Raw genomic sequence first — 25,628 nt, 5'->3', positions numbered from 1 at the left:
TCTTTTTTGACAAAGACTTATTTTGTCCGGCTTACATGAAGCCAAGTTCCAGCCGCGCCTCGTCCGACATCATCTCCATGCCCCAGGGCGGTTCCCATGTCAGTTCCACGTCAACTTCCTTGACGCCTGCGACCGGTTCGATCGCTTCAACGATCCAGCCGGGCATGTCTCCGGCGACCGGACAGCCGGGTGCGGTCAGTGTCATAATGACTTTCACCGCGTTTTCCTGAGTGATGTCGATCGTGTAGATCAAACCCAGATCGTAAATATTCACCGGGATTTCCGGGTCAAAGACCGTACGGCAGGCTTCTACCACTGCGTCGTACAGGGGGTGCTCGATGGATGAAGGCGCAATCAGGGGCGTGCCTTCCAACTGTTCACTCGGATGAGTCATTCGTGCCTCGGGTCTGGTTCCTGACCAATTATATAGGGAAAGCCTGTGGCAGCGTCCAGAGGTGCAATGACGCCCCCTGAGGGGCGCCCGCAGATCTTAGTCGTTGATGTCATGCCGGAAGGTCTTCACCTGACCATGGGGCAGGGAGTAGACACGCCGCAGCACCAGCCACGCGCCCAGGGACAATGCCGCGAAGATCAGCAGCAAAACCGGCAGCGAGGGAGCCATTCCGGGGATAACCAGCATCAACCCGGTGATTGCTGCCCCGATCGCAAAGCCCAGAAAGATAAATCCGGGCAGCACGATCTCGAGGATTCCAAGCGCCAGCGCTGCGGCCAGCCAGATCCACCAGGTCAGCCAGAAGGGATCAGCCATTATTTTCCTCCTCTCAGCATCTTGAAGGCATCGCCAAAGGCCTCAAGCGCGTTGGCGGGCACAACGATGGTTTGCGAGCCGCTACCATTGCCTAGGGCGTTCAACGCCTCGACCTGTTTCAGGGCAACCTGATACTGCGCGGCCTCAATGCCGTTGTCCTGAATGGCCTTGGCAACCACGCCGGTTGCGTAAGCCTCGGCCTCGGCCTGAATCCGGCGGGCCTTTGCCGTTTGTTCGGCGGCGTATAGCTCGGCATCGGCGCTCAGTTCGACTGCGCGCTTCTGGCCTTCGGCCTCGGTCACTTGTGCGCGGCGGGCGCGCTCGGCGTTCAACTGTTGCAGCATCGCGTCGCGGGTTGCCTGATCCAGATTCACGTCCAGAATTTCGGCACGGGTCACTTCGATGCCCCAGTCGTCAACAGCGGTTTCGACGCTTTCTTGTATACGCTCGATCAGTTGCGCACGGTTCGATTGGACCTCATCCAGGTCCATTTTGCCGATTTCCGCCCGCACGATACCGGCGACGGTTGTTGCAATCGCGCCGTCGACGTCCCGAATACGATATACCGTCTTTTCCGGTTCGAGAATGCGGTAAAACACCGAGGTGTCGATCTGCACCAGCACGTTGTCCTTGGTGATCGCGTCCTGCGTTGCGTTTGGCAGCTGGCGTTCAAGAATGGATATCTTGTGGCGGGCAACATCCAGAAAAGGAACAATAAAGTTGATGCCGGGGCCAAGCACCGAATGCAAGCGCCCGAACCGTTCGACCACATATTTCTCAGATTGCGGAACGATTTTGATGCCTTTGAAAATGACAACGACGATCAGCACCGCCGCCAACACGTAAATGATGTTCGACGTCAACAATCCAACGATCTGGTCTTCGTTCATGCCTATCATTTCTGTCCTCTTTTATTGTGTACTATAGTATACATGTGGGGATTGAGTCGCCCGATTTCAACTCTGGTATGGGGTGAACAGGCGTGGATGCAAATCAATGAAGTTGTGGATGCGGGGTGGAAAATTCGGATTGTGACCGCTTTGCATCCCAAGGTGTTTGCGGTATCGGGCAGGGATGAAACTAATCATCGACACAGACCCCGGCATCGACGATGCCATGGCAATCGCCTATGCCGCAGCCGCGCCCGAAATCGACCTGATCGGGCTGACCACGGTGTTCGGCAACACGCATGTGCACCAATCCAGCCGCAACGCGCGGTTTTTGCTGGATAAACTGGGTCTGGCCGCACCGGTTGCCGAGGGGGCCTCATACGGGCTGGGGCAGAGCCATCATACCCCGTCCGAGCACGTGCATGGCCCGGAAGGCTTTGGCGACATTACTGAAATCTCTGATATCGGCACAAACCACGATTTGTCGGCGGCCGAGTTCCTTGTCGATACGGCGCGTCGTCACAAGGGCGAACTGGTCGTCTGTGCGGTTGGCCCGCTGACCAATATCGCCTTGGCGATGCAGTTGGACCCCGAGTTCTCGCACAATATCAGCCGTTTGGTCGTGATGGGTGGTGCGGTGTATTGCCCCGGCAATGTGAACCTCCATGCCGAAGCCAACATCTATCACGACGCCCGGGCCGCGGATATCGTCTTTGCCGCGCCGCCGGAAACCGTTCTGGTGGGGTTGGATGTGACGCTGAAAACCCTCTACGAAACCGCCGATTTCGCAGCGTTGGCCGAGCGATCCAGGGATATGGGTGGGTTTCTGCGCGATATCTCCAAGTTTTATCTGAAGTTCTACAAAGAGGTTGGCGGGCTCGAAGGGTGCGGCCTGCACGATTCAACTGCGGTGATTGCCTGCACGCACGAGCCGATGTTCGACATGGTCGAAACCGGGCTGAGCGTGGTGACCGAAGGGCCGGAGATCGGCGCTACCCGTCCTGATCCTTCACGGCCTGCGGTTCGCGTGTGTCGCGATGTTGACGGGGCAGGGGTTGTGCGCCTGTTTACCGAGCGCGTCGCCTTACTGCCCTGACGGGTTGCAATGGCCCGGCAGATCGGGCACATCCCACCCGGTTCAGCGACCCCGAGGCAACCCCATGACCGAGCGTTTTTCTTTTGACCTGAAAGCCACCGATGGCAAGGCCAGAACCGGCGTGATCAACACGCCGCGCGGCGAGGTGCGGACGCCTGCCTTCATGCCCGTCGGCACGGCGGCAACAGTCAAGGCGATGATGCCTGAAAGCGTGCGCGCAACCGGAGCAGATATCCTGCTGGGCAACACCTATCACCTGATGCTGCGCCCCACGGCTGAACGTATCGACCGGTTAGGTGGCTTGCACAAGTTTATGAATTGGGAGCGTCCGATCCTCACGGACTCGGGCGGGTTTCAGGTCATGTCGCTGGCCGGACTGCGTAAGCTGACCGAAAAGGGCGTGACGTTCAAATCCCATGTCGACGGGTCCAAGCATGAGTTGACACCGGAACGGTCGATGGAGATCCAGCGGCTGCTGGGCTCTGACATTGTCATGTGTTTCGACGAATGCCCGGCCTTGCCTGCGGACCGGGATCGCATCGCCGAGTCGATGCGCCTGTCGATGCGGTGGGCCGAGCGGTCGCGCGAGGCGTTCGGAGATCGTCCGGGTCACGCGCTGTTCGGCATTATGCAGGGCGGTTTGGAGAAGGACCTGCGCGAAGAAAGCGCCGAGGCGCTCAAACAGATCGGATTCGAAGGTTATGCTGTTGGCGGTCTGGCCGTGGGCGAGGGGCAGGAGGCCATGTTCGACTGTCTCGACTATGCCCCCGATTTCCTTCCGACCGACAGGCCGCGCTACCTGATGGGGGTTGGAAAACCGGACGACATTGTTGGCGCCGTTGCACGCGGTATCGACATGATGGACTGTGTGTTGCCCTCACGTTCGGGCCGCACCGGGCAGGTGTTTACCCGGCATGGTGTCGTGAACATCAAGAACGCCCGCCACGCCGACGACCCGCGCCCGCTGGACGAGCAGTGCACATGCCCGGCCTGTTCGAATTACTCTCGCGCCTATCTGCACCATGTGTTCCGCTCGAACGAGATGATCTCGGGCATGCTGCTGACCTGGCACAACCTGCATTATTTCCAGGAAATCATGCAGGGTATGCGCGACGCCATCGCGGCGGGCACGTTCGAGGCATGGCAGGCCGAGTTCCACGCGCAACGGGCGCAGGGCGACATCGAGCCGCTCTAATCACGCTGCGATAGCGCCATTTTGCAAAAATGGTGGATATGTCGGCGCGATACCTTGCAGTCCGGAAAACCTCGGGTCATTCTGAATCGTGATACACGACGGTAAGGTTGAAAAAGGGCGATGAGGCCCCACCTTTATCGTCCAAGACAGGAGATGGCCGAGCGTTGCCTTATTCAGGGACCGGAGCCATCTTGCCAACGATAAGGATTGAGCATGCAAGAGCCTCTGAATTCCTCGTACCCCGTACTTCCGCTGCGCGATATTGTGGTGTTCCCGCACATGATCGTGCCGCTGTTCGTGGGTCGGGAAAAATCCGTCCGCGCTTTGGAAGAAGTGATGCAGGACGACAAGCAGATTCTGTTGTCCAGTCAGATTGATCCGGGTGATGACGATCCGACTGTGGACGGCATCTATCGGTCGGGCGTCCTGGCAAATGTATTGCAATTGCTGAAACTTCCGGACGGCACCGTCAAAGTGCTGGTCGAAGGGCAGGCACGTGTGCAGATCACGGATTTCCTTGAAAACGAAGAGTTTTTCGAAGCCCGCGCCGAGTATCTGACCGAGATTCCGGGCGATGTCACCACGACCGAAGCGCTGTTGCGCACCGTCGCGGATGAGTTCGAGCGCTATGCCAAAGTGCGCAAGAACATCCCCGAGGAAGCCCTGACCGCCGTCGGTGAGACCACCGAACCTGCCAAGCTGGCCGATCTCGTGTCGGGCCATCTGGGCATCGAGGTTGAACAAAAGCAGGAACTGCTTGAGACGCTCAGTGTCAGCGAGCGGCTTGAGAAAGTCTATGGCCTGATGCAGGGCGAAATGTCGGTTCTGCAGGTCGAGAAAAAGATCAAGACCCGCGTCAAAACCCAGATGGAGAAGACGCAGCGCGAGTACTATCTGAATGAGCAAATGAAGGCCATTCAGAAGGAGCTTGGCGATGGCGAGGACGGCAGCAATGAAGTTGCCGAATTGGAAGCCAAGATCGAAGAGACCAAGCTGTCGAAAGAAGCGCGCGAAAAGGCCGAGGGCGAGCTGAAAAAGCTGCGCAATATGAGCCCGATGTCGGCTGAGGCCACCGTCGTGCGCAACTATCTGGACTGGATTCTGGCGCTGCCGTGGGGCACCAAATCCCGCGTCAAAAAGGATCTGGGCCGGGCGCAGGATATTTTGGACGCCGATCACTATGGCCTTGAGAAGGTCAAGGAACGGATCGTCGAGTATCTGGCGGTGCAGCAGCGTTCGAAAAAGCTAAAAGGTCCGATCCTGTGCCTCGTTGGCCCTCCGGGTGTAGGTAAGACCTCGCTGGGTAAATCCGTTGCTAAAGCCACGGGACGCGAATTCATTCGCATCTCACTGGGTGGTGTACGCGACGAATCCGAAATTCGCGGTCACCGTCGGACGTATATCGGTTCGATGCCCGGTAAGATCATTCAGGCGCTGAAAAAGGCGAAAACCACGAACCCGCTTATCCTGCTCGACGAAATCGACAAGATGGGACAGGACTTCCGTGGTGATCCGGCTTCGGCAATGCTCGAGGTGTTGGACCCGGAGCAGAACAGCACGTTCATGGACCACTATCTTGAGGTCGAATATGACCTGTCCAACGTGATGTTCCTGACCACGTCGAACAGCTACAACATGCCTGGGCCTTTGCTGGACCGGATGGAGATCATCCCGCTGGCCGGTTACACCGAGGAAGAAAAGAGCGAGATCGCCAAGCAGCACCTGATCAGCAAGCAGGTCAAGAACCATGGCCTGAAGGCCAAGGAGTTTGAACTGACGGACGAGGCGCTGCAAAAGATCATCCGCACCTACACCCGCGAAGCGGGCGTGCGGAACCTCGAACGTGAAATCGCCAAAGTGGCGCGGAAATCGCTGACCAAGATCATCAAGAAAGAGGCGGAAGAGGTCACCGTGACGCCCGACAATCTGGATGATTTCCTCGGCGTGCCCAAGTTCCGCTATGGTCTGGCCGAACAGGACGATCAGGTCGGTGTTGTCACCGGTCTGGCATGGACGTCCGTAGGTGGCGACTTGCTGCATATCGAAGCGCTGAAGCTGCCCGGTAAGGGGCGGATGAAGACCACCGGTAAGCTGGGCGATGTGATGAAGGAATCCATCGATGCGGCCTCGTCCTATGTACGGTCAATCTCGCCTCAGATCGGGGTGAAGCCGCCGAAGTTCGACACGCTGGATATCCACGTCCACGTGCCGGATGGGGCGACGCCCAAAGACGGCCCAAGTGCCGGTCTGGCGATGGTGACCTCGATCGTGTCGGTGCTGACCGGCATTCCGGTGCGCAAGGATATCGCGATGACTGGTGAGGTTTCGCTGCGTGGCAACGCGATGCCGATTGGTGGTTTGAAAGAAAAACTGCTGGCGGCCCTGCGGGGCGGCATCAAGACCGTTCTGATCCCGGAAGAGAACGAAAAGGATCTGGCCGAGATTCCGGACAACGTGAAAGAAGGGCTGGAGATCATCCCGGTCACGCATGTCTCAGAAGTGCTGAAACACGCGCTGATCAGCGAGCCGGAGCCGGTTGAATGGGATGAGGCGGCGGAAGAGGCCGCAGCAGCGGCGGCCAAGGCGGCCGAAGATGCCGGGCGATCCGCAACAGCACATTAAACAGATCAAAGGCGGGGGCACCCCCGCCTTTTTTACAACCCGACAATGGGTTTTTTTGGGTCCAGAATCTCTTCCTCGGCGATGTATTCCCGAAACTTTTCTGCGGGCAGAGCCGAGCGTACCGCGAGCCCAAAGATCACAGCGGAAAACAGCACGCAAAGCGCGATGTCCCACCCAAACGGGATTTGCTTCAGCGCGCCGTCTCCGAACTGGCCAAGATAGGAAATCAACCCGATCCCGATCAGGTACGGCAACAGCCACAGGGCTTCGGTCACGTCCATCTCATCCAGCCGGTTGCGGAACCGTGCCAGCAGCAGGGTCATTCCGATGATCAGCGCGATGCCAAGGCGCCAGACAGTGTCCCAACCGCTCCAATAGACGACGAGCGTTGCGATGGCGAAGGCCGACACCGCGACAAGTTTCACCGCCGGGATGCGGATCGATCTTGGGTGATCCGGCATCAGATGGCGCAGGCACACGACGGCAATCGGGCCAACCGCAAAGGACAACACAATTGCGGCACCGTTGAGCGCGATGACAGTGGTGAACGGAACCGTCAGCAGAAACAGCACCCCGATCAGAAAGTTCAGTGCCAGCGCCCACAAAGGCACACCGAATGAAGAAAGCGTCATCAATCGTTCCGGCAGAAATCCGTTTTTCGACAAGGCCATTGCGATCCGGGCATTTGATCCCGTTGCAACCAGCCCGTTGCCAAATGGCCCGATCACCGACCCGATGTTCAAAACGCTCAGAAACCAGACAAACCCGACCGAGATGATAACCCCGTCCAGCGGACCTTGGCCGCCGAAACTCAGGTCGGCCCAGCCGTTTTTCAGCATGTTGGCATCCAGTGCCCCGACAAAGGCGATTTGCAGCCCCAGGTAAATGGCAGCGCACAGTACAATGGACAGGACCAGTGCGGCGGGGATGGCGAATTTGGGGTTTCGAACCTCTCCGGCCATGTCGACCACATGGCGGAACCCGATAAAGGAAAAAATGACCCCTCCGGTTGAAACGGCAGCCATGATGCCTTGCAACCCGTAGGGCGCGAAGCCGTCTGGCTGGGTGAAGTTCTGCGCGTCGAAACGATTGACGATCAGCAAGGTAGTCAAAACGACCGGGATCGCGATTTTGGCCCATGTCAGCATGGCGTTCACCTGAGTGAAGAACTTGACGCCCAACGCGTTGACCGCGACGAAAAGCAACATGAAGAACAGGGCGACGGTGATGCCGGCTCCGGTCAGGTCTCCGGTTTCGGCCGTATGCAGCCACGGAGCATAGGGGGAGAGGTATTTCAGCATAGCCTCAACCTCGATCGGGGCGGTGGTGTTATAGCCGATCCAGGCCGTCCACCCCATCGCCATCGAGACGATATTGCCATGCGAGAACTGCGGCACCCGCGCAATGCCGCCGGGGATCGGCAGCATGGCCGAGATCTCGGCAAAGGTGATCGCCAGCACGAACATGGCAACGGCACCGATGATCCACGAGATCACGGCAGCCGGACCTGCGTGCTGAACGGCGAGAAGAGGGCCAAACAACCACCCGGACCCGATGATGCCGCCGACCGAAATGAAGGTCAGGCCGAGCAGGCCGATATCCCGTTTCAATCTGGCCACGACCGTACCCCATCCATCATCGCCGCATGGTGATGCGGCCGTTCAGGGCAGGATACGCAGTTGCGACAATTTCTGGCAAGCGCCTGTCAGGACAGGGCAAAACCAGCGCAGCCGTACAAGTAGGGGAATGGTGGGTGATAAGAGATTTGAAAAAGTGACTTTCGCCGCGACGCCCTTTATTAGTTGATTTTAAGGCGTTTCGGCTTGCATTGAGGTCTAAAAGTGTCCCACATGAGCGGATGCAGTGTCCCACATGGAGCCTTTTGGATGCCAAAGAAGAAAGCCATTCCGTACCTTAAGGTTTCCGAAGCGGGCCTTTGCAAGTACATCCGGCGTGTCCCCGAAAACTTGCAGCAGGCGGTGGGTCGAAAGGTCTGGGAAAAGCGGCTTGGTTCCGACTATGAGAAGGCCCTTCGTAAGTGCTTGGAGCTTACCGACGAGCACAACGAACTTATTCAGGCTCTATCAGTCCCCGAAGCCGCAAACGCGCAAATCAAACGGAATGAAACGGAAGCATTTGCTAAGGCGCTGGACTTGAGTCTAGCCCTCGCATCGAGTCCTTCTCCAAATTTCAGTGATCCAGAAGTGATGTCGAAGGAGCGCTGGCGCAACGCAGAAACGGTAATGCAGTCAGCAGCAAGAGAGAGTCCCCCGCGTGAGCGGGAGTTGCTGGCAGGATTCATGGCGCATGCCTTCGGTGATCGCAGCTACATTGAGGCCCAGCCTATTGATGATCCGGTAGGGTTGACTTTGGTGCGCCATATGCGCCCTCAGCGTCCGACAGACACGACTGGCGCAATGATGTTCGATGCTTTAAAAGGGATGGTCGCAACTCGCTTGCGTCAGCTTCAAAAGATGGCCCCGAGCAATTCGGAAAACACCCTTTTGAAGTTGCTGGATCGCTACAAGGGTCTGCAATCCTTATCCGACAACACAGAGCGCGCATATCGGAACGGGATTCAGAGATTCATTGATCGGGAGGGGGACTTAGATGCCCGCGACCTTACCTCTAGAATGCTCAAAGATCACAGGGACCACCTAATTGCGTCTGGCCTTGAGCCAACTTCTATACGGACTCTGTTTGCCGGTATCGGCTCAGTTCTTTCCTTCGCGCACGAAGAAGAGGTGATTGAGGTCAATCCCGCACTTGGCCTCAAATTCCCCCGCGACACAAAGTCGATAGAAGAGCGGAAGCAAATTCCGTTCAGGCCTGATGACGTTGCGAAGATTTGGATCGAGGCGCAGGCGCGTTTCGCCCCGGATGGTAAATCTCGGCTGAGTAAGGAGCGCCGTCGCGCATACCTCATGTGCATCAAGACGTTGTTTCTGACGGGCATGCGTCCCCACGAATTTTACAGGCTGCGGGACGATGATGTTTGCGATGTATCCCAAATCGACGCCTATCAGGATGAATGGCAGGGCATCGGAATAAACATTTGCTTTAGCAAGAGCGGCAATCGGCTGATCCCGCTACCTGATGGGCTGGCGGACCTTCCCGAATTTATCAACGGGGGCGGGTTAGCGTGTGTACGTCATGCGGATGGCAAGCTGATAAAAGATGTTGTGAAGAATTTCTCGGAGAAGCAGTTTGATCTGATCCTGACGGAATTGAAGCTCAAACGACCCCGCGTGTCCCTTTACTCGACGCGCGGCACGTTCAATATGGCAATGAAGCGTCAGGGCGTCTCAAAAGAGATACGACAGCAGATCATAGGGCATAAACCAGATGGTAAGATGATGCGCCACTATACGGACCCTGAGACGATGGACGCTATGGCAAACGCCATGAATAAGGTATCATTCTGGTAAGGTTAAAGTAATTTGGTGGAAGCCAACAGCATTTGAGAAGTCCTAGTAGAAGTGCATAGAGAAAATGGATTCACTACTTGAACTCGTAGGTGTCCCAGCCGTCATAGTGATTATTGTTGCAGTATTCTGGAAAGCTGACGACGCGTTGTCGGATGAAGTTCGATCTGATCTTGCAAAATGGATTAGATCGCTGAATCCGCCGTCCGCTAACAACCCGGTCGTCCCATCAATTTATTATATGTTTAAGTGGGTTTTCGGAGAGAAGCACCTAAGCAAACGGTGCATCCTAGTCTCCTTCCTTTACTCAACTGCCATACTGTTAATCTTATCGGCCACTTTAGCGCCCATTCTTGACACAGGAATCTGCCAACCAGTAGGTGGAGATGTTGTGGTAGAGCCAAATGTCTGTGAGCGCGATTTTGTCGCAACGCCGAGCTATGTTCAGATCAAGGCTCCAATGACCGCGTTTGAATTCGTCATGTCGGCGATTCACCAATGGCCCTTTTTTTTGTTCGCTTTCTTGGTGAACCCCATTAGTGACTATGCCTCTCTAGCAGTTACGCGCTTACATTTGAAATATGCTGTTTCTAGGATAACCAACCTTCCTCTTCTTGTTCTAAGCGACTTTGTGATTTCCGCTTTAGTATTTCTTTTGATCCTTCACCTTCTGTATGCAATTTTCATTGCGATTTTTTCAGTGTTTCTCGGTGAAATTACCGTTTCTCTAATTTACGAAGGTGTTATTCAAAGTGTGCTCACGCTAATTCCTGATGCAATCAACTCTGAATTTGGGTTCTTCGAATTTACGTCAATGGATGCACTCGTTCCCGGTATAGCAGTGAGTGCTATGGTTGGTAGTATATGGATATGGGTGGCGTTGTTTTCGACGATAATGCTGCGAGCACTGTCGAGAACTGGTCCCATTCTCGCGTTTCTTCAATACGCACTCAATTTGGACAAGAAACCACTCTTCTCCATTGGCTGGGTTTCGGCGGTTATTCTCTTCCTAGTCTATTTTGGCTTCTTTTTGATAGGTTGGCTTTCGGGGGGATAGGTGTGTCTTAACAGGCCTAAGTAGATCAGTTGCCAAGCTGCGTCCTAGCGCATCTGATAAAGCTGCCGACTAGGTACGCTTTCAACTTGTTGATTTGTCCGAAGGCCCGCGTCAGCGGGCCTTTTTTCTTAGTGCAAAAACCGTGACCCGTTTTGACCAGATTCTTGACTGGTAGCGAATCATAGGGCAGTATTCTGACAGCGAGATCAGATTAATCTGATTTGTCAATAATAAAATCCCCTACTTTGAGAGGTAATTGTGCTGACTGTCAGCCATGATGACATTTGTAATGCTCTGGGCATTGCCCGAGGTACGTCGCTGAGCCGGACGCGTGACCTGCCGTTCACCAGCGGCGCATACGGTGCGAAGCGCTTCCAGCTTACTGACGTATTGCCCACGGTTAAGGATCGCGAGCGAGCCGGTGTGCCGCAGCTATTCGAACTCGCCAATTTCGATGGCGAGGAATTGTTTGTTGGTGACGATGCCGTGCGCCGCGCACGCCGCCTTGAGCGGTGGCTTCGGGGTCCAGCGGTCGAACGCCTCTTTGGCGCGCGTGTGATGTTTACCAACGCTCTGGCGGGCTCTGTGCAGTCGTCGGTCCTTTTCCAGCACCTCGAACCCTTGCGTCTCAACTTGGTTCTGACGGATGCCGTACTGCGTTGGACGGTCCTTGCTGATCCTGATGCACTGCCGCCTTTCGAACACTGGGCGGTGCCGTACGCCATCACCAACGCCCGTCCCAATATCGAAATTGAAGATCAACTAAAGGAAGCCGCATGACGGATCATTCGAATTTTCTTGCAATCGTAAACAGTAGTGAGGCGGTCAGTGGCCGTTGGGCTGAGGCTGTTCAGAAGGTGGTCAGCATCGCTCAAGCGCAAGGTGCCACGATTGATGAGACCGATATTTTGGAGTGTACCGCTGCACGGATGATGGCGCTCGGGGCGGACGTTTCCGCCGATGAACTGGAGTCTGGGGTGGAGGCGCTAGCGCACATGATCGCAGCACGTCAGGAAGAAGCTGAACTTCGGATGATTGCTGAAGGCAACCCCGCCGCGCTTGAGCGCCTCAATGAGATGCCCCCGGCCACTCGAATTACGATGGCAAGGCGTGCGCAGGCGGGCGTCCCTGAGCATGCCGAGAACAGTAAGGAACTGAGCGAGGCGCAGAAGTTGGAGATTGTACTTCAGGTCGACTCACCTCACGCGCGGTTGCGCCTCGCTGACAAGCTTGGGATCGGGCGGAGTCCTCTGTCCAATAATAAGGGACGCTGACGATGCAGATGGACAAGCTCATTGAAGAAGTGCGCCAATTCGGAGGCAACGTGTGGACCCAGTTTACGGCAGTTGGTCATGGTTGGGAGGCGATCATGTTGAAGAACGTGACGATCTCTGACGACGAGTTCATTGCGCTGTCCAAGTCCTTTCCTGATGCGCCCCCGCCGCCGCCTGCTGTCATGAATGAACTGAAGGCGCGGGGCATGGTTGATGAGCCGGAAGAGATTGCTGCGCAACCGGAACAAGAACAAAGTGCCGAGCCAACGCCGTCGCGCCCGCTTACCGAAGCGGAAATGCTTCGTAATCGACTACACGCCCACGCGGATCGAACCGCTGAACGCGGCGAGCGGAGGCGTCGGCGATGAGCGTACTTGATTTTCAGAATTTCGGCGGCGGAGACCCCGATCTTGATAAGGCGGCTCGTCGACGAAAGGCGCTGCGTGATGAGCGTTGGCGACGCGCAATTGAAAAGCGATCCGAGTGGCCCCGGAGCGGTTCCAGCAAGAGGAAGAGCGCATTGCAAAAGAGATTGAAGACTGGACTGACCGCAAAGCAGCGTAGAACATGGCTCACGCGGGCGCATCAAAGGGCCAATATGCGCGCCGCACTCTGGCATCGCGCACGTTTGGCAATGTCAGAAACGGAGTTTCGGGCGCGGTTGCATGAAATTGCGACAAAGGTTGCGCGAGAGCTGGATGAGCTATTTCCCGAGCTTGCGCAGGGTCGCTCCTAGCCCTGCGCAGCACCGCCCCCGGCGTGGTCGTTGCCAGACCACGCCGGGGCGCACCAAACATCCCAACAAGAAGGACAAGTAATGAGTATCGAGCTAACCCCCGTTGAAAAGTCACGTGTATATCTCGCGCAAATTGATGCACTCGGCATCGAGAATGACCCCAAGACTATCCGTGACCGCATGCTTGAGCGCCGCGCGTGGCTTTCGGCGCATCTTGATCCTCAAGACTACGCTGACGCGCTCCTTCTGGCGGAGGCCATTGATACCAAGCTGGTCGAAATGGGCCACGGGCGTAGTTTTGCGCTGTCTCTGCGCGCGGTCCGGGAGGCGGCAGAGACCGACCTGACGGAATGCGTGAGGGCGCTGGAATTGCTAGGCGCTTACGAGGTCCGGCCCGGCGTCTACGGCAATACTGATTCGCTTCCGGTTGTAGAAATCGGCAGTCTCGCGGACTGGCGTCTGTCCGGCTAAGCGACTCTTGGAAGAGAACAGTTCACTTGAAGTTAAATGGGTACGTCAAACAAAGGTTTTTGCACGGCAAAACTTAACTTCAATTCAATAAAATACTTCAAAAACATATACTTACATCAACTTCAATCCCGTGATAGTTAATCTGACATCGGCGGAACAGTTCCGCACGACCTCAATTAGAAGGAGATTATGGGTGTACGAAATTGAGCAGAAATTGGTGCAGGTAACTGACGCAATCCGGGCGGCGGGACTTCGTCCGCTAACGCGGGACAACTCCGCAGAACTGGGCAGATTGACCGACGAACTTATTGACCTTCGGAAACAGGCAGCGGCCTTGTCGGCAGCATAGTGAAAAGAGGTAGAGCGTGTCCCCGCGCTCTGCCCAACCAAAAAATAGGAGACGAGCATGAGCAGGCCTGAGGCCAATTTGGAAGAAGACAACCCGTTCTTGAGGGCGGGTGAAGATGTACCCAAGATTGAAAATGTTATTCAGTTGGAAGATCGCCGAAACACCGAACCGCATGATAGGTTGCCCACCAACCGTTTCTTCGGCAGTCCACCCTTAAAGAGTTTGTATCACACTGAACGGGCTGAGGCCGCGCGTCAGCGCGCGCAAAGTGAAGTGCCTGATGAGCTTGCGGAAGCCGGTCAAACGCTTCTCGACGCCGGGTTGCTGCGATCCAATCCCGATTATGCGGATGTAGCAGACCACAACGCAATGACCCTCGCATATGCGCTTCGTTACCAGACGTGCGGCCTGCACGTAGTCGATAGTCATGCAATTGACCCGGCTACCGGCGAAGGAACGGGTAAGCAGGCAGGAACGACCACGGCAAAGACCCCGCGCGGGGCGGCGTGGCAGGATCGCGCAAGCAATAACCGTGAAGAGATTATCCAGTTCTGGACTGGCGACGGTGAATATCCGCCGAATAAGCAGGGTGAAACTTACCCTTATGCGCGGGTGAACGCTCCTCGAAATGTTTCGATTTCCTTCCCTGAGGGCTGTGGCCTCTTTGTACTCGACATTGACGGCGAAGAAGGCAAGGCCGCTTTGGCTGCGCTTGAGGCTAAACATGGCGTTTTGCCCCGCACTGCGAAGAGTGTGAGTGGTTCCGGAGGCTGGCACTTCATCTTCAAGGGTAGACCTGCGATCTATAATACGGCGTCAGCGATTGCTACGGGCGTTGATATTCGTGGTGAGGGTGGGCAGATCATCGCCGCACCGTCGATTCACAAGAGCGGCAACTTCTACCAGTGGGAAGTGACGCCGTGGGATTGCATCGCGGACGCGCCGGAATGGCTCGACGAACTGGCTTTCAATGCAACCAAGTCGCGTCAGGATAAGCCGAAGCGGGAGTCTTCCAACAAGTCCAAGTCTGGGCGGCGTTCTGAGTCGAAAAAGGCTCGCGTCAGTGAGACTGCCGGTTTTGACAATTTCCTCTCCGAGATTGGTGATCACGAAGGTGGCGGGGGATTCGACACGCCTATCTACCGCGCAGCCTGTTCGTGGTTTTCCACTCATGGGATCGACGACGACTCTTCTGAGTTGTTTAACGCATTGCGCGACCGAATTGGGACTGCATACCGCGATCCTGAACGTGACCGCTCAAAGTATGATACCGATGAATACCTTGATCGGCGGATTGAGCAGGCAAGCGAATTCATCAGCGCTCAGCGGTCCGATGACTCGACGCATGAGGGTCGGGGTGAGGTTGCCGATCCTTCAGGTATCGTTACGGCCAATCCGCTGGATAGTGTCTATGACGAACGGCTGGTGGATAGCCTTGGGTTCTTGCGCCGCCCGGAAGACGCGCCCAGCCTATACAAGGAAATGGGTGTTGCGCCGTCTAAGCCGGGACCGGAAGCCGCTGACCGTGCATACGCTCGCATGGTTGGCGTCGTACGCGGACAGATTGTGGATTCAATGCGCATGCGTTTCTCGTACGTTGTGACGCCCGATGGTGCAAAGGCTGCGATCCTTACGGCGAAGGGTGCATCGCCTGTGTTTTATAGTGAAGCAGCCCTTGATCGACTTTTTCGCAATCGCGAGGTCAGTTATGTCAACGAAGAGGGCAAGCTTAAGAAGCTACAGCCTCACGTACTTTTTTTCTATGACCGTGAACGGGCTACGTTCGATGGAACGTGCTTCGAGCCGAACGCGTCAGCGGCCCCGGCTCATAAGTTCAATATCTGGACGGGTTTTGCTGTCGAACCTGTAAAGGGTGATTGGTCGCTGCTCAGGAATCACGTTCGTGATGTTCTGTGCGAAGGTGACGACGATCTGTTTCACTGGTTTATGACTTGGATCGCATCGCCGTTTGCCCGTCCTGGCGTCAAGGTGCCTTCATCAGTAGCGATCCGGGGTGAGCAGGGTACAGGTAAGAGTAAACTATTTGATTGGCTGCGTGATGGGATGGGGTGCGCTGCTCTTAAGGTTTCTCAGGGGAAGCACCTGACCGGGAGTTTTAACGCGCATCTAGACGGCAAGTTGCTTTTGGTTTGTGAAGAGGCATTCTGGGCTGGCGACAGGGCTGCAGCGGGCGTGATCAAGGACTTGATTACCGCTGATGAACTGACCGTTGAAGCCAAGTTCGAGAATGCTGTGACCCGTCCAAACCGGCTTGCGGTGGCATTCATTTCCAATAACGACTGGATCATTCCGACGGATGGCAAGGACGCGCGACGGTTTCTTGTTCTCGAAGCCAGCAACGCGCACAAGGAAGACGCCGCGTATTTTAAGGCTATCGACAAGCAAATGCGCGAAGGCGGACTTGAGGCAATGGTCTATGATTTGGTGAACTGGGACCCCGCAGAGATTGGCGGGTGGGACGTATTGCGTAGACCGCCGAAGACCGATGGCCTGCGTCAGCAGGCGCGCATGGGGCTTAATGGTCCAATGGCCGAGCTGATCGGAATTATCGAAGAAGGCATTCTGTCTGGAAAGACCGCAGATGGCGATGCGTTCTACTATGACCTGAGCGATGACGAACCCACGCGTGTCGCACGGTCTCATGTCAACGCGGTTTTGGGTATTAAGAAGGGGCGCGGAAACGAGACGGTAGCAGGTCGCGAGGCGCTGGAAAAGCTGATTGGTGATGAGGCCAATCACCGGAACAAGGACGTGATCCACTATCGCGGCGAAATGTCGGACGGGTCGCGAGTGGCGAAGCAGACCGACTCGCGAGTCCTCTATGTCGAGTTCCCGCCGCTAGACGAACTTAGGGTGGAACTGGCTGAATTTGGTGAAGACCGCTAACGCGGTCTGACCCTATTGCGGGCGGTTAAACGGGGTCACAAGTAGCACACCTCAAACTACTGCAAATAAAAGGAAAATACCCCTCTGACCCCATTACCCCATTTGCCCCATTTCCCCCAAGTTCGGCGAAGTTAGGCAGCGGGGTGGTGCCGATGCTTCTTCCTCTTCACCGATCTCTTTTAAATGAGGTCAAATAGGGTAATGGGGTCAGAGAATCAAAAACCTTTGTAAATCAACCGCTTGTCCTGACCCTATATGGTCAGTTGAATTGGGGCGAATAAAGGGTCACCCAACGCGATGGTAGAAGCCGCGTTAGCGGCCTCAAGAGAGTTTCAAACCCGGTTTGGTCACTTCTTTCCGCGTTGGCCTTTGAGGCCTGAAACCTTGTTGTAGCGTTTAAAGATGTCATTCGCGATCCTGTAACCCTGAGCATTTGGTCCTGCCCAAAGCAAGTAATACAGCCCGACGCCGCGAGTGTTACAGATCAGCCTTGGAGCTGCCACGTATGGAAACACATCTTTAAGGCGTCCGAGGTAAAGGTCCAAAAGCTTCTCTGGTAAGCCGCTTTGTTTGCTGATTTTCATATCACCAAACAAATCCTCTTCGATAACGTATGCGATATCTCGCCATGCATTAGTACCAAAGCAAGCGTCCAACTGCGCCACCCAGTTTTCAGGTATGTCTCCATTGCGCTTGATCTGCCGGTTGATAGCCATCGCGGCTGGAAAATTGATTATGACCTCGATCTTGTCAGTTTCAGCCAGCGCAACCAGTGTGTCCCAATGCAAGTGTGCACCGTAGGGATCAAGAAAAGCCACACCGCGCAGGTCCCATGCATCAAAGCCCTGTGCGAGGCTCTGCAAGGCCGGGTTGCAGTCGCCAGTTCTGACCTTAATTCTGGGGTCGTTTTTGGCGAGATCAGCTAAAGTCGCACTGCGACTCTCATCCAAGTCAATGAACCTGATGATGTGAAAGCCCGGTTCACAACCAATAGCCCGAAGAGGTGAACCTGCGATGAAACGCTCTTGAGCCTCGGTTGCCTCAATGTCATCTAGGAACGCGCTGGGAGTGTTGTCGTTTGCGTTCTTGTTTCGAAGTTTACAAACCGGAGCTCCAGCGAAACCGTCGATGTAGACCCGCCTGAACGGCTTGTTCTTCAGGGCGACATTGTATGCTTTCAAATATTTTTCTAATAAATCAAGTTTCTCTTCGGCCCACGGCCCAACAACGTTTTCGTTATGATCTTTCTTCATATCAAAGTTTCTAAAATCCTCTGAGGAACAACATGTGTCGGGAAGCCGTTCCATTCTTCCCCGTCCAGAGTTCGCCCTCCGGACTTTGGCCTCGGTCCTCCCCACTGCTTGAAGAAAAATGCGGTGCCGGACTGATCGCAAAGATTGCGGATTTCAGTTGCCCAAGCCCCTTCCATGGGCCGCGCCTTTGGGCCGCTTTCACCGCCCACAATAGCCCAAGCTATTCCATCCAAGCTCGCGCTTCCGACGGGTCCAAGAAGTGGTTCGAAGGATACAAATCGCGCCTGTGAATTCACCTGTCGCAAGTGATCAATTCGGCATGTGTGAGCATCGTCTTCCACAGAGACCCCAAGCCAAATATGAGGCGGAACACCCTTATCCCCGTATCGTCCGCGAACATAATTTCGCATCAGCGAGCTGCGCTTAGTCAGGACTTGATAGACATGCCAGTCTACTGACTCCATTGCTTCAAAAACCCGATCAATGTACGCGCGCGTTACCTTCTTGTGGAACAGGTCGCTCATACTGTTCACGAAAATCATGCGCGGCTTCTTCCAAAGAGCTGGCTGCGCCAATCGGTTAGGCCAAAGCCTCAGGTCGAATCCTTGCTCATAAGGGTGGTCGGGAATCCCTCGCCAGCGTTCAGCAAATCGCTCTGCATAGCAATTGTCACAACCCGGCCCAATCTTTGTGCATCCGGTGACTGGATTCCATGTCGCATCCGTCCATTCGATTTGAGTCTTTTGTGCCATCGCGCTCGCGCCTGTTTTTGTTTTTTTCACAGGATATCAACAGGTGACTCATCCTCCAAGGGTTGAATTGGCCGCCGACGACATCTTAGATCGCAACCTTTGGGTGGCAGTTGTATTAGCTTTTGCTAAACTGACAAAAAATGACTCTAAGGTATTGAAAAGACTCGCGAATCATGTTTGTGGCAAGATATAAAAAGCTCAACCAACGTGGACGATTTTTACGAGGCCCGGTATGAGCGAAAAATATGTGATCTATCGCAGAGTAAGCACCGCCCAGCAGGGCAAATCCGGGCTGGGTCTGGAAGCGCAGGATCGGGATATTGCCCTGTTTCTGGACAACTACTCAGACGTACCGTTTGAGGTTCTGGGAACCTTCACCGACGTTCAAAGCGGCAAATATGCTGACCGCCCAGAGCTAGAAAAGGCGATGGAAATGGCCCGGAGAAATCGGGCAGAACTGCTTGTCAGCAAGCTGGATCGCCTCAGCCGTGATGTAGAGTTCATTGCGAAAACCCTTAAAGATAAGGGCCTTACGCTTCGGGTCGCGTCTATGCCGTCCGCTGACAAGTTCCAGCTTCATATCTACGCAGCGTTGGCGGAACAGGAACGCGACTTCATTAGCCTTCGCACCAAACAGGCGCTTGCGGCAGCGAAGGAAAGAGGCGTCAAATTGGGTGGTATGCGGGACGCCACCATGAAGCGCAATGAAGCGGCTAAACAGGCGGCTGACGCCGCCGCTCAGCGTGTCGCATCCATCATCATTCCTATGCGCGAAGCCAAAGCATCATTGCAGTCCATTGCGGACGCCCTGAACGCTGCCAACGTACCAACGCCCCGTGGGCGCAAGTGGGCTGCGATGAGCGTCAGAAACGCCCTGAAACGGCTGGATGCAGCATAATCCTATTAACAGGACATAGCGATGTATCCGGGTCGGTACTGGCCGCGTAAGCGGCTTGAAATCAACGCATTTCCTTTGACTCTAATTAACCACTCAAGGTTAAATAATATAGCAAAAACAATAGCATGGGACCCGTGGCCGGTATACCATCTTTCTCGCGGAGGCGCGTAGGTGCTGCCCACATACCCAGTGTAAACCACTGAAAACCCTGATTAAGTACTTCGAGCTGTCAACGGTTCTCATCTGCCCCGTTTCGGTTGCTTTTTTCCGAACTGGGAAGCCCTTTTATGCAACATCGGGGACCCATCTGAGCGACCCACCCCCCTTAGTTCAGATTGCAATTCCGCCTCAAAAAATTTCCAAATCCAGCAAAAAAATGTTGCATAGGCGACGTTCGAAAACATCCCGATCCGGATGAACCGTTTTGTCGGTTTGCTAGGGCGAGCCCGTCACCTGTGATTCACTGCACTTGCTTGGCGGGGCTGTGTCCCGTGGCAATTCTATTTGCTCTCTCAGTCGCGGACATTTCGCGCGTATGGGGTGCGATTTGTCCGCCGACTTTTCCCATATAAGGGATACAATAGCCATTTATGGACGATACTCATGAATTCCGTTTGAAGACTAATGCGGTTGCTGCAAAGAGCGGCGCGCATGTAGTCACTGGTGCCATCTAGGCTGTCCAGAAGGCCGCCCACGATCTGGACCGCGACGCTAGCGAAGCGCTTCTGACCTTCGCTGCAGGCGGGTGAACTAGCGGGAAGTCCGCCTTAGCTGCCACTCGCACCACATGCTTCACCGTTTGCGGCTAACGGCAGCTAAGCCTAGAAATTAGCCAATGCAAAGCTTCGGGTTCGGCCCAAGCCCGCGCCTTGTAGGGAATTACCCATTCTGCGGTGCAGACCGCCGATATGGACCTCGACAAAGCTCGTAGGAGAGCAAGCGCCAAACCGATTGATCCTTACCAATAATTCGGGTTAGCTATACTTTGACAACGCGAATTCTTGGGCGGTTTCATTGGAAGTTTCGGAAGATCATTTTGACGCAGAGCGCGTAGCATTTCTTGCGCTCAGTGCAATCAAAGGCGTTGGTATCGAAACTCTGAGACGAATATCGGCATCGGAGACGTCTTTTCAAAGCGTTATCGAACTTGAGGATGCTAGCGAAGTGCGCAGCCTTTTGGGCCGGTCGGAACTAGAGGAACGAGGTGACGGTACACAGGCTTGGCGAGAAACTCGCGCACGGGCAGTGGATAATGCGAAACGTAGGGCTCAAGAATTGTCTCTGTCGAACGTATCAATCGTCTTTCAGGGTGACAGAGATTTTCCTCCGCAGCTGAACGATCTGAGTAACACCCCAAGGTGGCTTTTCGTTCAGGGGGGAATCGGCGTTCTGTCCCGGCGTTCAATCTCAGTGGTCGGATCGCGAAGGGCGTCGCAAGAAGGTGTGTGGCTCACGCGATATGTAGGGCATTGGTTATCAGAGTTTGGCGCTCCAACTGTAAGCGGGTTGGCCGATGGAATTGACCAAGAAATCCACTCCGCCAGCATAGACGCTGGTGTTCCAACGATTGCGTTTCTGGGAACAGGAATTTTCACTGAGTATCCAAAAGGTTCAGATAGACTGAGGCGCACAATAATAGATAGTGGCGGTGCAATCGCCACGGAGTACTTGATCAAAGAAGGATACAGCGCCGCTAACTTTGTGCGTCGAAACAGACTGCAGGCGGCATTGAGTAAACTCCTAATTCCGACAGAATGGGCCGTAAAAAGTGGAACAGCGCACACAGTGCGATACGCGCATGATCTCGCACGCCCGATTGCATTCCTGAGGACGCCTAATCAACGTGACCTCGACTGGGTTCCACGCGAATACGTCCCACATAATGGCTTTTTTACAATCCCCTCAGATCAAGATAGCTTTGTAGATTTTGTGTTTAAGCATTTGAACTCTGACCCAAAACCCAAGACCACTCAGCTCAAGTTATTGTAAGGACCAGTTATGCACACACTACGTGGCGCGATTTTTTCCCTTAGCAATGTGTTGGCCAAAGAAGGCAAAGCTGACCAAGCCATTGCACTGGAAACAGTCAAGCTCATCAAATATTTGATCTCGGTTGGTGTGCAGCCTGTATTGGTCAGCAACTCAACGTGGAAGATGGTGGACAGTGAAGAGCCGTTCAATGATTTTTTTTCACGGCTGGTAGGTAGACAACTGCCCTACTATCAGGGTGGCAGAGACATGCCGTACAAACAGTATGCCGCAGCCATGCAGCATGTGTTAGAAGATCAAGGTTGGGCGCCTCAGGAAGTTGTCTATATCGGCAATACTCAGGAAGACATTCAAGCGGCATCGAATGGTGGACTGCTTTTCTTGAACGCAAAGTGGCATGAGCAGAACAGTCCGTTCGGCTTTGAGTTCGATTCACCAAAAGACATTGCGAAATTCGTAGACTGCTGTTGTCTGACACCGAAGGATTGGTTTTGGAGTATTGAGCAAGGTAACTTGAGGGTCTACACCATCGCTCCGTTGGGGGAGTACTCGAGAGCATACCCGGATGCGGCAATTTACTCTACAGACGCTAAGAACGCGGTAAAGTTTGGTGTTGGCGATCTACGTTTTTGGGGTCTCTTAATGGCTGCGAGAATGCATCTCTCCGGCATTGGGGCAGAGGCATCGTATGTAGCCCCTTACCCCGGCCACAAAACTACTTCGGAAAAGGCCGAACTCTTGCAAGCTGTAAGAATAGCTTCGGGTTCCTTGCGAGCGAGGTACCTAGAAGACTATATTTTGAGGCACCAAGACGCACCAAAGTCACAGACGCTTCGGAACAGTGGTCAGCAACCGTCAGCCCTCAATCAACTTGGTTCAATTCGTCTGAGACCTGATCCACTCAAAACGGGCGACGTCGGTGGGCGCTACAAGAATCGCCCAAACGTCAAAGGTAAGACTTTGCTGGTTGTGGATGACATCTGCACACAGGGTCATTCTCTTGAAACGGCCAGAGCGTTTGCCGAGGCTGCGGGTGCCAATGTCATCTGTTTGTGTTGGCTCAAAACTCCGGGCGCAAACGATTACCACGAAATTGTCAGACTCATCCCAAATATCAAACGGCCCTATTTGAGTTATGAGCCAGAAAGCCATGAAGTCGCTGTCCATTCAAATTCTGGCAACGTAATCAATCACAATGCGGCAAACGAGATCGCTGACGCCTTCACGCGCTTCAATGGATGGGATTGGCCTATTGAAATCTGAATTTTCGCGGGGCGAAAGTCTGCTATTCTCTGTAACTTGGTCAGTCGCGACGAGAGTGGCGAACGCCCGCGTTCCGCCGCACTTGATGAGACGGTTTGCCCACTTTGGGCTAGAAAGCTGTCAAATGAATCCACAAAAATGCCAGTAAGGACTCTATGAATAGCCTTTCCTATTCAGCATGAACTTGAACCAAAGCAGGACCAGTCGGGGAAGTCCGAGACCTTCTGAGTCTGGAAATCACCGCTTTCTCGGCCCGTCAAACGACCCAACTCCCTCTTCTGAGTTTCGCAAGAATGTCCCACAAGGGACGCATTGGTGTCCCACATGGAAGATCAACTCGCTATAATTATTATTTAATAACAACACTTTATAGGGCGTATTGATTGGTGGGTGATAAGAGATTTGAACTCCTGACATCTTCGATGTGAACGAAGCGCTCTACCACTGAGCTAATCACCCGTGAGGACGCGTAATACAGAGAGTTCTACAGGCTTGCAAGAGTACCAAACGCGCAATTCTTGAAATTGCGAACACAAAAAAAACAGGCAGCAGAAGCCTGCTGCCTGTTACCTTTCGGCAGGTCTTTACAGGATGAAATCGTCTGCAGTCAGGTCGTGCAGTCCCACGAGTTTGATCATCATCTCAGGTTCTTCGTCGCCATCAGTATCTACATAGACGAAAGTCCTGTCATACAGGGTGCCTTCGAGGTCACTGTGCACGAAATAAATCTCGCCCTGATCAGAGTTCGTCGCCGGGGTTTCTCCGTTGAAGACAAAGGCGTCGTTGCCGGCCAGTACCGTGCTGGCATCAATGGCGCTCAGGTCGATCTTGTCCTCTCCACGGGTGAAGTCACGGATCAGATCGGCGGTCTGACGGATGGCAGACCCCTCGTCGATCGAGTTGAAGACGAAGGTGTCGCTATCGGCGCCACCGGTCATGTCGTCCCGCCCGACGCCACCGACCAGGATGTCATCACCTTTGCCGCCGTATAGCGTATCCCAGCCTCGGCCGCCAAGCACGGCATCGTTGCCGGCACCACCTCTCAGGACGTCATTTTTAATGCCGCCGTCCAGAAAGTCGTTGCCTGCATTGCCCACCAAATAATTGGTCAGCTCGTCGCCGGTGATGCTGTCGTTCTGCGCGGAACCGATCACGTGTCCGATGTTCTGGATGGTGTCGATGCCATAGCCGGTGTTCTGAGCGCCATCGTTCGACAGGTCCACGGTGGCTCCGTTGGAGCCTGTATACTGCAACCAGTCCGAACCCTGACCGCCGTCGATCGTGTCGTTGCCGTCGCCGTCTTTGTTTACAAACCAGTCGTTTCCATTGTCACCCGACAAGGTGTCATCGCCAATGCCGCCGGTAATTGTGTCATTGCCTGCGCCGCCGAAAATCCAGTCGTTGCCACCCGCCCCGGAAAGGGTGTCGTTGCCAACCGCGCCGGCCAGGTAGTTGTTGACTTCGTTACCGACCAACCAGTCATTTCCGTTACCGCCGAACGCGTTTTCGATGACTACGGTGTTGGCGATGGTGAACCCGCCAGCAACGCCAGCCGCAGATGAAATCTGCCCGCCTGCGTCGCTGCCTTCAAGATCGGCATCGTTGAGGTTGATGTAGACATCGCCCCATACGCCAATCGCAGAAATCGAGTCATTTCCACCGGTGTCCCAAATGGCCTTCCAGAACGTTCCCGCGCCATTCGTACCCTTGATTTGGTAGACGTCGTTGCCTGTGGCATGCGCGACCGTACCGTAAATGGCCTGCAAAGCGGCGATATCCAGGGCCATCGGTCCCGCTGCCTGACCATAAGTGTAGTCCGTGACCGGAACATTCGATGCATAGCCCGAATTATAGGACATGATCGTGTAGACACCCTGGTTTTGGCCATCGGTGCCATAATCGCCGAAGGGCTCCGTCACGCCGTCGAAAATGGTCGAGCTTCCGCCTTCGTCATGCGGGTGGGCCAGGCCGAGGCCGTGCAGGATTTCGTGCACGATGGTTGCGAACCCTTCACCGCCCATGGCCAGCGCTTCCTGGCTGAACAGGGGGGTGTTATAGGAGAACATCCCGAACAATGTCGGAATGTTGAAGTCTGGTTCAAAGATGCCCTCGTCGCCAGGAACCTGGTGAAAGCCCAGGCCTCCGCCAAGGATGTCTGAGTGCACAAGACCCCAAGAGATATTCTCGTAATAAGGTGTGCCCTGAGGCGCGAGGAACCCAACTTCGACAAATTTAATCGGGATGAAGGTTTCGATGATGGCCAGGGCTTGGCGGAAGGCTTGCTTTTCGTATTCGTGCATATTCGCGAAACCCTGTATGGAACTGTCCGCAAAGGAATACGTGATCGTGCCGGGGGGGCCTCCGGCCGAAGTGCCCAAGTTCCAAGACGTCCCCCAAATCAATCCGTCGACATATTCATGACCGGTTGGGCTGGCGCCGGGGTAAAACTCATTTACAGCTGACATTTCCTACTTCCATTTTACACAACACAACCAGAGGGCAGCTACAATGCACTGTCTTGGATTGTGTTAACCTTCCATTTCACCCCGGAAAATCGAGGCCTGCTTTTTTCCTCGGATACTTTCACTTCGAAACTTGCCGGTGCAAGCCGATAGTCCGAGATTTTTTTGTTTTGATACACTGTGTCGTCTCATGCACACGCAATGTGGCCGAAAAATGACG

21 protein-coding genes and 1 tRNA gene are annotated in these 25,628 nt (G+C 54.7%); 14 read left to right on the top strand and 8 right to left on the bottom strand.

Annotated elements, in window-relative coordinates:
- Nucleotides 1-31: 31 nt before the first annotated feature.
- From ACR0NT_RS01265 to ACR0NT_RS01255, 3 genes are all read right to left on the bottom strand, one after another.
- The gene (locus ACR0NT_RS01265) at nt 32-394 is read right to left on the bottom strand and encodes an SUF system Fe-S cluster assembly protein (RefSeq protein ID WP_170324781.1); all 363 of its coding nucleotides are present in this window, start codon (nt 392-394) and stop codon (nt 32-34) included.
- 96 nt (nt 395-490) lie between these two features.
- A complete protein-coding gene (locus tag ACR0NT_RS01260) occupies nt 491-769 on the bottom strand; it encodes a hypothetical protein (RefSeq protein ID WP_170442477.1) in 279 nt (92 codons plus the stop codon).
- Entirely contained in the window at nt 769-1,659 is an 891-nt protein-coding gene (locus ACR0NT_RS01255; protein ID WP_170671597.1) for an SPFH domain-containing protein, read from the bottom strand. The genes ACR0NT_RS01260 and ACR0NT_RS01255 overlap by 1 nt, the downstream gene beginning before the upstream one ends.
- A gap of 184 nt (nt 1,660-1,843) precedes the next feature.
- On the opposite strand from ACR0NT_RS01255, the gene ACR0NT_RS01250 reads away from it, so the two are divergent.
- From ACR0NT_RS01250 to lon, 3 genes are all read left to right on the top strand, one after another.
- Nucleotides 1,844-2,755: a nucleoside hydrolase gene (locus tag ACR0NT_RS01250; protein ID WP_170671291.1), complete on the top strand. Its 912-nt coding sequence runs from the start codon at nt 1,844-1,846 to the stop codon at nt 2,753-2,755.
- 64 nt (nt 2,756-2,819) lie between these two features.
- Entirely contained in the window at nt 2,820-3,950 is a 1,131-nt protein-coding gene (gene tgt, locus ACR0NT_RS01245) for a tRNA guanosine(34) transglycosylase Tgt (protein ID WP_170671293.1), read from the top strand.
- A 213-nt stretch (nt 3,951-4,163) separates the two neighbouring features.
- A complete protein-coding gene (gene lon / locus ACR0NT_RS01240) occupies nt 4,164-6,572 on the top strand; it encodes an endopeptidase La (protein WP_170442483.1) in 2,409 nt (802 codons plus the stop codon).
- A 32-nt stretch (nt 6,573-6,604) separates the two neighbouring features.
- On the opposite strand, the gene ACR0NT_RS01235 is transcribed toward lon, so the two are convergent.
- Nucleotides 6,605-8,191 (bottom strand): APC family permease, encoded by a 1,587-nt coding sequence (locus ACR0NT_RS01235; protein ID WP_170442485.1) that lies wholly within the window; start codon nt 8,189-8,191, stop codon nt 6,605-6,607.
- A 267-nt stretch (nt 8,192-8,458) separates the two neighbouring features.
- Between ACR0NT_RS01235 and ACR0NT_RS01230 the strand changes: the two genes are divergently transcribed.
- The 8 genes from ACR0NT_RS01230 (at nt 8,459) to ACR0NT_RS01195 (ending at nt 16,791) form a co-directional block, all read left to right on the top strand.
- Nucleotides 8,459-10,000, top strand: coding sequence for a site-specific integrase (locus ACR0NT_RS01230; protein WP_170671295.1), 1,542 nt, complete (start codon nt 8,459-8,461; stop codon nt 9,998-10,000).
- Nucleotides 10,001-10,064: 64 nt separating this feature from the next.
- Nucleotides 10,065-11,054, top strand: coding sequence for a hypothetical protein (locus tag ACR0NT_RS01225; protein WP_170671297.1), 990 nt, complete (start codon nt 10,065-10,067; stop codon nt 11,052-11,054).
- A gap of 258 nt (nt 11,055-11,312) precedes the next feature.
- Nucleotides 11,313-11,834, top strand: a complete 522-nt coding sequence (locus tag ACR0NT_RS01220) for a hypothetical protein (protein WP_170671299.1) — start codon at nt 11,313-11,315, stop codon at nt 11,832-11,834.
- The gene (locus ACR0NT_RS01215; RefSeq protein ID WP_170671302.1) at nt 11,831-12,328 is read left to right on the top strand and encodes a hypothetical protein; all 498 of its coding nucleotides are present in this window, start codon (nt 11,831-11,833) and stop codon (nt 12,326-12,328) included. The genes ACR0NT_RS01220 and ACR0NT_RS01215 overlap by 4 nt, the downstream gene beginning before the upstream one ends.
- Before the next feature lie 2 nt (nt 12,329-12,330).
- On the top strand, nt 12,331-12,696 hold the full coding sequence (locus ACR0NT_RS01210) for a hypothetical protein (RefSeq protein ID WP_170671304.1): 366 nt from the start codon (nt 12,331-12,333) through the stop codon (nt 12,694-12,696).
- On the top strand, nt 12,693-13,064 hold the full coding sequence (locus ACR0NT_RS01205) for a hypothetical protein (protein WP_170671306.1): 372 nt from the start codon (nt 12,693-12,695) through the stop codon (nt 13,062-13,064). The genes ACR0NT_RS01210 and ACR0NT_RS01205 overlap by 4 nt, the downstream gene beginning before the upstream one ends.
- Nucleotides 13,065-13,145: 81 nt before the next feature.
- Complete coding sequence (locus tag ACR0NT_RS01200) at nt 13,146-13,535, top strand: hypothetical protein (RefSeq protein ID WP_170671308.1); 390 nt, start codon at nt 13,146-13,148, stop codon at nt 13,533-13,535.
- Nucleotides 13,536-13,941: 406 nt separating this feature from the next.
- Nucleotides 13,942-16,791 (top strand): bifunctional DNA primase/polymerase, encoded by a 2,850-nt coding sequence (locus tag ACR0NT_RS01195; RefSeq protein WP_170671310.1) that lies wholly within the window; start codon nt 13,942-13,944, stop codon nt 16,789-16,791.
- 347 nt (nt 16,792-17,138) lie between these two features.
- Here ACR0NT_RS01195 and ACR0NT_RS01190 read toward each other — a convergent pair whose 3' ends face one another.
- Nucleotides 17,139-18,098, bottom strand: coding sequence for a three-Cys-motif partner protein TcmP (locus ACR0NT_RS01190; protein WP_170671312.1), 960 nt, complete (start codon nt 18,096-18,098; stop codon nt 17,139-17,141).
- Nucleotides 18,041-18,796, bottom strand: a complete 756-nt coding sequence (locus ACR0NT_RS01185) for a phage Gp37/Gp68 family protein (RefSeq protein ID WP_170671314.1) — start codon at nt 18,794-18,796, stop codon at nt 18,041-18,043. The genes ACR0NT_RS01190 and ACR0NT_RS01185 overlap by 58 nt, the downstream gene beginning before the upstream one ends.
- A gap of 232 nt (nt 18,797-19,028) precedes the next feature.
- On the opposite strand from ACR0NT_RS01185, the gene ACR0NT_RS01180 reads away from it, so the two are divergent.
- The 3 genes from ACR0NT_RS01180 to ACR0NT_RS01170 all read left to right on the top strand — a co-directional run bounded on the left by ACR0NT_RS01180 (nt 19,029) and on the right by ACR0NT_RS01170 (nt 22,946).
- Nucleotides 19,029-19,694 (top strand): recombinase family protein, encoded by a 666-nt coding sequence (locus tag ACR0NT_RS01180; protein ID WP_170671316.1) that lies wholly within the window; start codon nt 19,029-19,031, stop codon nt 19,692-19,694.
- A gap of 1,014 nt (nt 19,695-20,708) precedes the next feature.
- Nucleotides 20,709-21,683, top strand: a complete 975-nt coding sequence (locus tag ACR0NT_RS01175) for a DNA-processing protein DprA (RefSeq protein ID WP_170671318.1) — start codon at nt 20,709-20,711, stop codon at nt 21,681-21,683.
- Nucleotides 21,684-21,692: 9 nt separating this feature from the next.
- Nucleotides 21,693-22,946 carry a phosphoribosyltransferase family protein gene (locus ACR0NT_RS01170; protein ID WP_170671320.1) on the top strand — a complete coding sequence of 418 codons (1,254 nt, stop codon included), beginning with the start codon at nt 21,693-21,695 and terminating at the stop codon, nt 22,944-22,946.
- Nucleotides 22,947-23,330: 384 nt separating this feature from the next.
- On the opposite strand, the gene ACR0NT_RS01165 is transcribed toward ACR0NT_RS01170, so the two are convergent.
- Nucleotides 23,331-23,405: transfer RNA gene (locus ACR0NT_RS01165), tRNA-Val, on the bottom strand.
- Between the two features lie 125 nt (nt 23,406-23,530).
- Complete coding sequence (locus ACR0NT_RS01160; protein WP_170671322.1) at nt 23,531-25,246, bottom strand: M10 family metallopeptidase C-terminal domain-containing protein; 1,716 nt, start codon at nt 25,244-25,246, stop codon at nt 23,531-23,533.
- Nucleotides 25,247-25,628: the final 382 nt, after the last annotated feature.

Source organism: Ruegeria sp. AB10 (genome assembly GCF_056542745.1).
Note: the sequence above shows the minus strand (reverse complement) of the source record. Positions and strands in the feature narration are given on the sequence as shown.

Excerpts from the sequence above, each read along its gene's own strand:
- ACR0NT_RS01180 (WP_170671316.1), top strand. The coding sequence starts at position 19,029 with ATGAGCGAAAAATATGTGATCTATCGCAGAGTAAGCACCGCCCAGCAG.
- ACR0NT_RS01205 (WP_170671306.1), top strand. The coding sequence starts at position 12,693 with ATGAGCGTACTTGATTTTCAGAATTTCGGCGGCGGAGACCCCGATCTT.
- ACR0NT_RS01210 (WP_170671304.1), top strand. The coding sequence starts at position 12,331 with ATGCAGATGGACAAGCTCATTGAAGAAGTGCGCCAATTCGGAGGCAAC.
- ACR0NT_RS01265 (WP_170324781.1), bottom strand. The coding sequence starts at position 394 with ATGACTCATCCGAGTGAACAGTTGGAAGGCACGCCCCTGATTGCGCCT.
- tgt (WP_170671293.1), top strand. The coding sequence starts at position 2,820 with ATGACCGAGCGTTTTTCTTTTGACCTGAAAGCCACCGATGGCAAGGCC.
- ACR0NT_RS01200 (WP_170671308.1), top strand. The coding sequence starts at position 13,146 with ATGAGTATCGAGCTAACCCCCGTTGAAAAGTCACGTGTATATCTCGCG.
- ACR0NT_RS01260 (WP_170442477.1), bottom strand. The coding sequence starts at position 769 with ATGGCTGATCCCTTCTGGCTGACCTGGTGGATCTGGCTGGCCGCAGCG.
- lon (WP_170442483.1), top strand. The coding sequence starts at position 4,164 with ATGCAAGAGCCTCTGAATTCCTCGTACCCCGTACTTCCGCTGCGCGAT.
- ACR0NT_RS01255 (WP_170671597.1), bottom strand. The coding sequence starts at position 1,659 with ATGAACGAAGACCAGATCGTTGGATTGTTGACGTCGAACATCATTTAC.
- ACR0NT_RS01170 (WP_170671320.1), top strand. The coding sequence starts at position 21,693 with ATGCACACACTACGTGGCGCGATTTTTTCCCTTAGCAATGTGTTGGCC.
- ACR0NT_RS01195 (WP_170671310.1), top strand. The coding sequence starts at position 13,942 with ATGAGCAGGCCTGAGGCCAATTTGGAAGAAGACAACCCGTTCTTGAGG.
- ACR0NT_RS01250 (WP_170671291.1), top strand. The coding sequence starts at position 1,844 with ATGAAACTAATCATCGACACAGACCCCGGCATCGACGATGCCATGGCA.
- ACR0NT_RS01160 (WP_170671322.1), bottom strand. The coding sequence starts at position 25,246 with ATGCACGAATACGAAAAGCAAGCCTTCCGCCAAGCCCTGGCCATCATC.
- ACR0NT_RS01230 (WP_170671295.1), top strand. The coding sequence starts at position 8,459 with ATGCCAAAGAAGAAAGCCATTCCGTACCTTAAGGTTTCCGAAGCGGGC.
- ACR0NT_RS01190 (WP_170671312.1), bottom strand. The coding sequence starts at position 18,098 with ATGGAACGGCTTCCCGACACATGTTGTTCCTCAGAGGATTTTAGAAAC.
- ACR0NT_RS01225 (WP_170671297.1), top strand. The coding sequence starts at position 10,065 with ATGGATTCACTACTTGAACTCGTAGGTGTCCCAGCCGTCATAGTGATT.
- ACR0NT_RS01185 (WP_170671314.1), bottom strand. The coding sequence starts at position 18,796 with ATGGCACAAAAGACTCAAATCGAATGGACGGATGCGACATGGAATCCA.
- ACR0NT_RS01215 (WP_170671302.1), top strand. The coding sequence starts at position 11,831 with ATGACGGATCATTCGAATTTTCTTGCAATCGTAAACAGTAGTGAGGCG.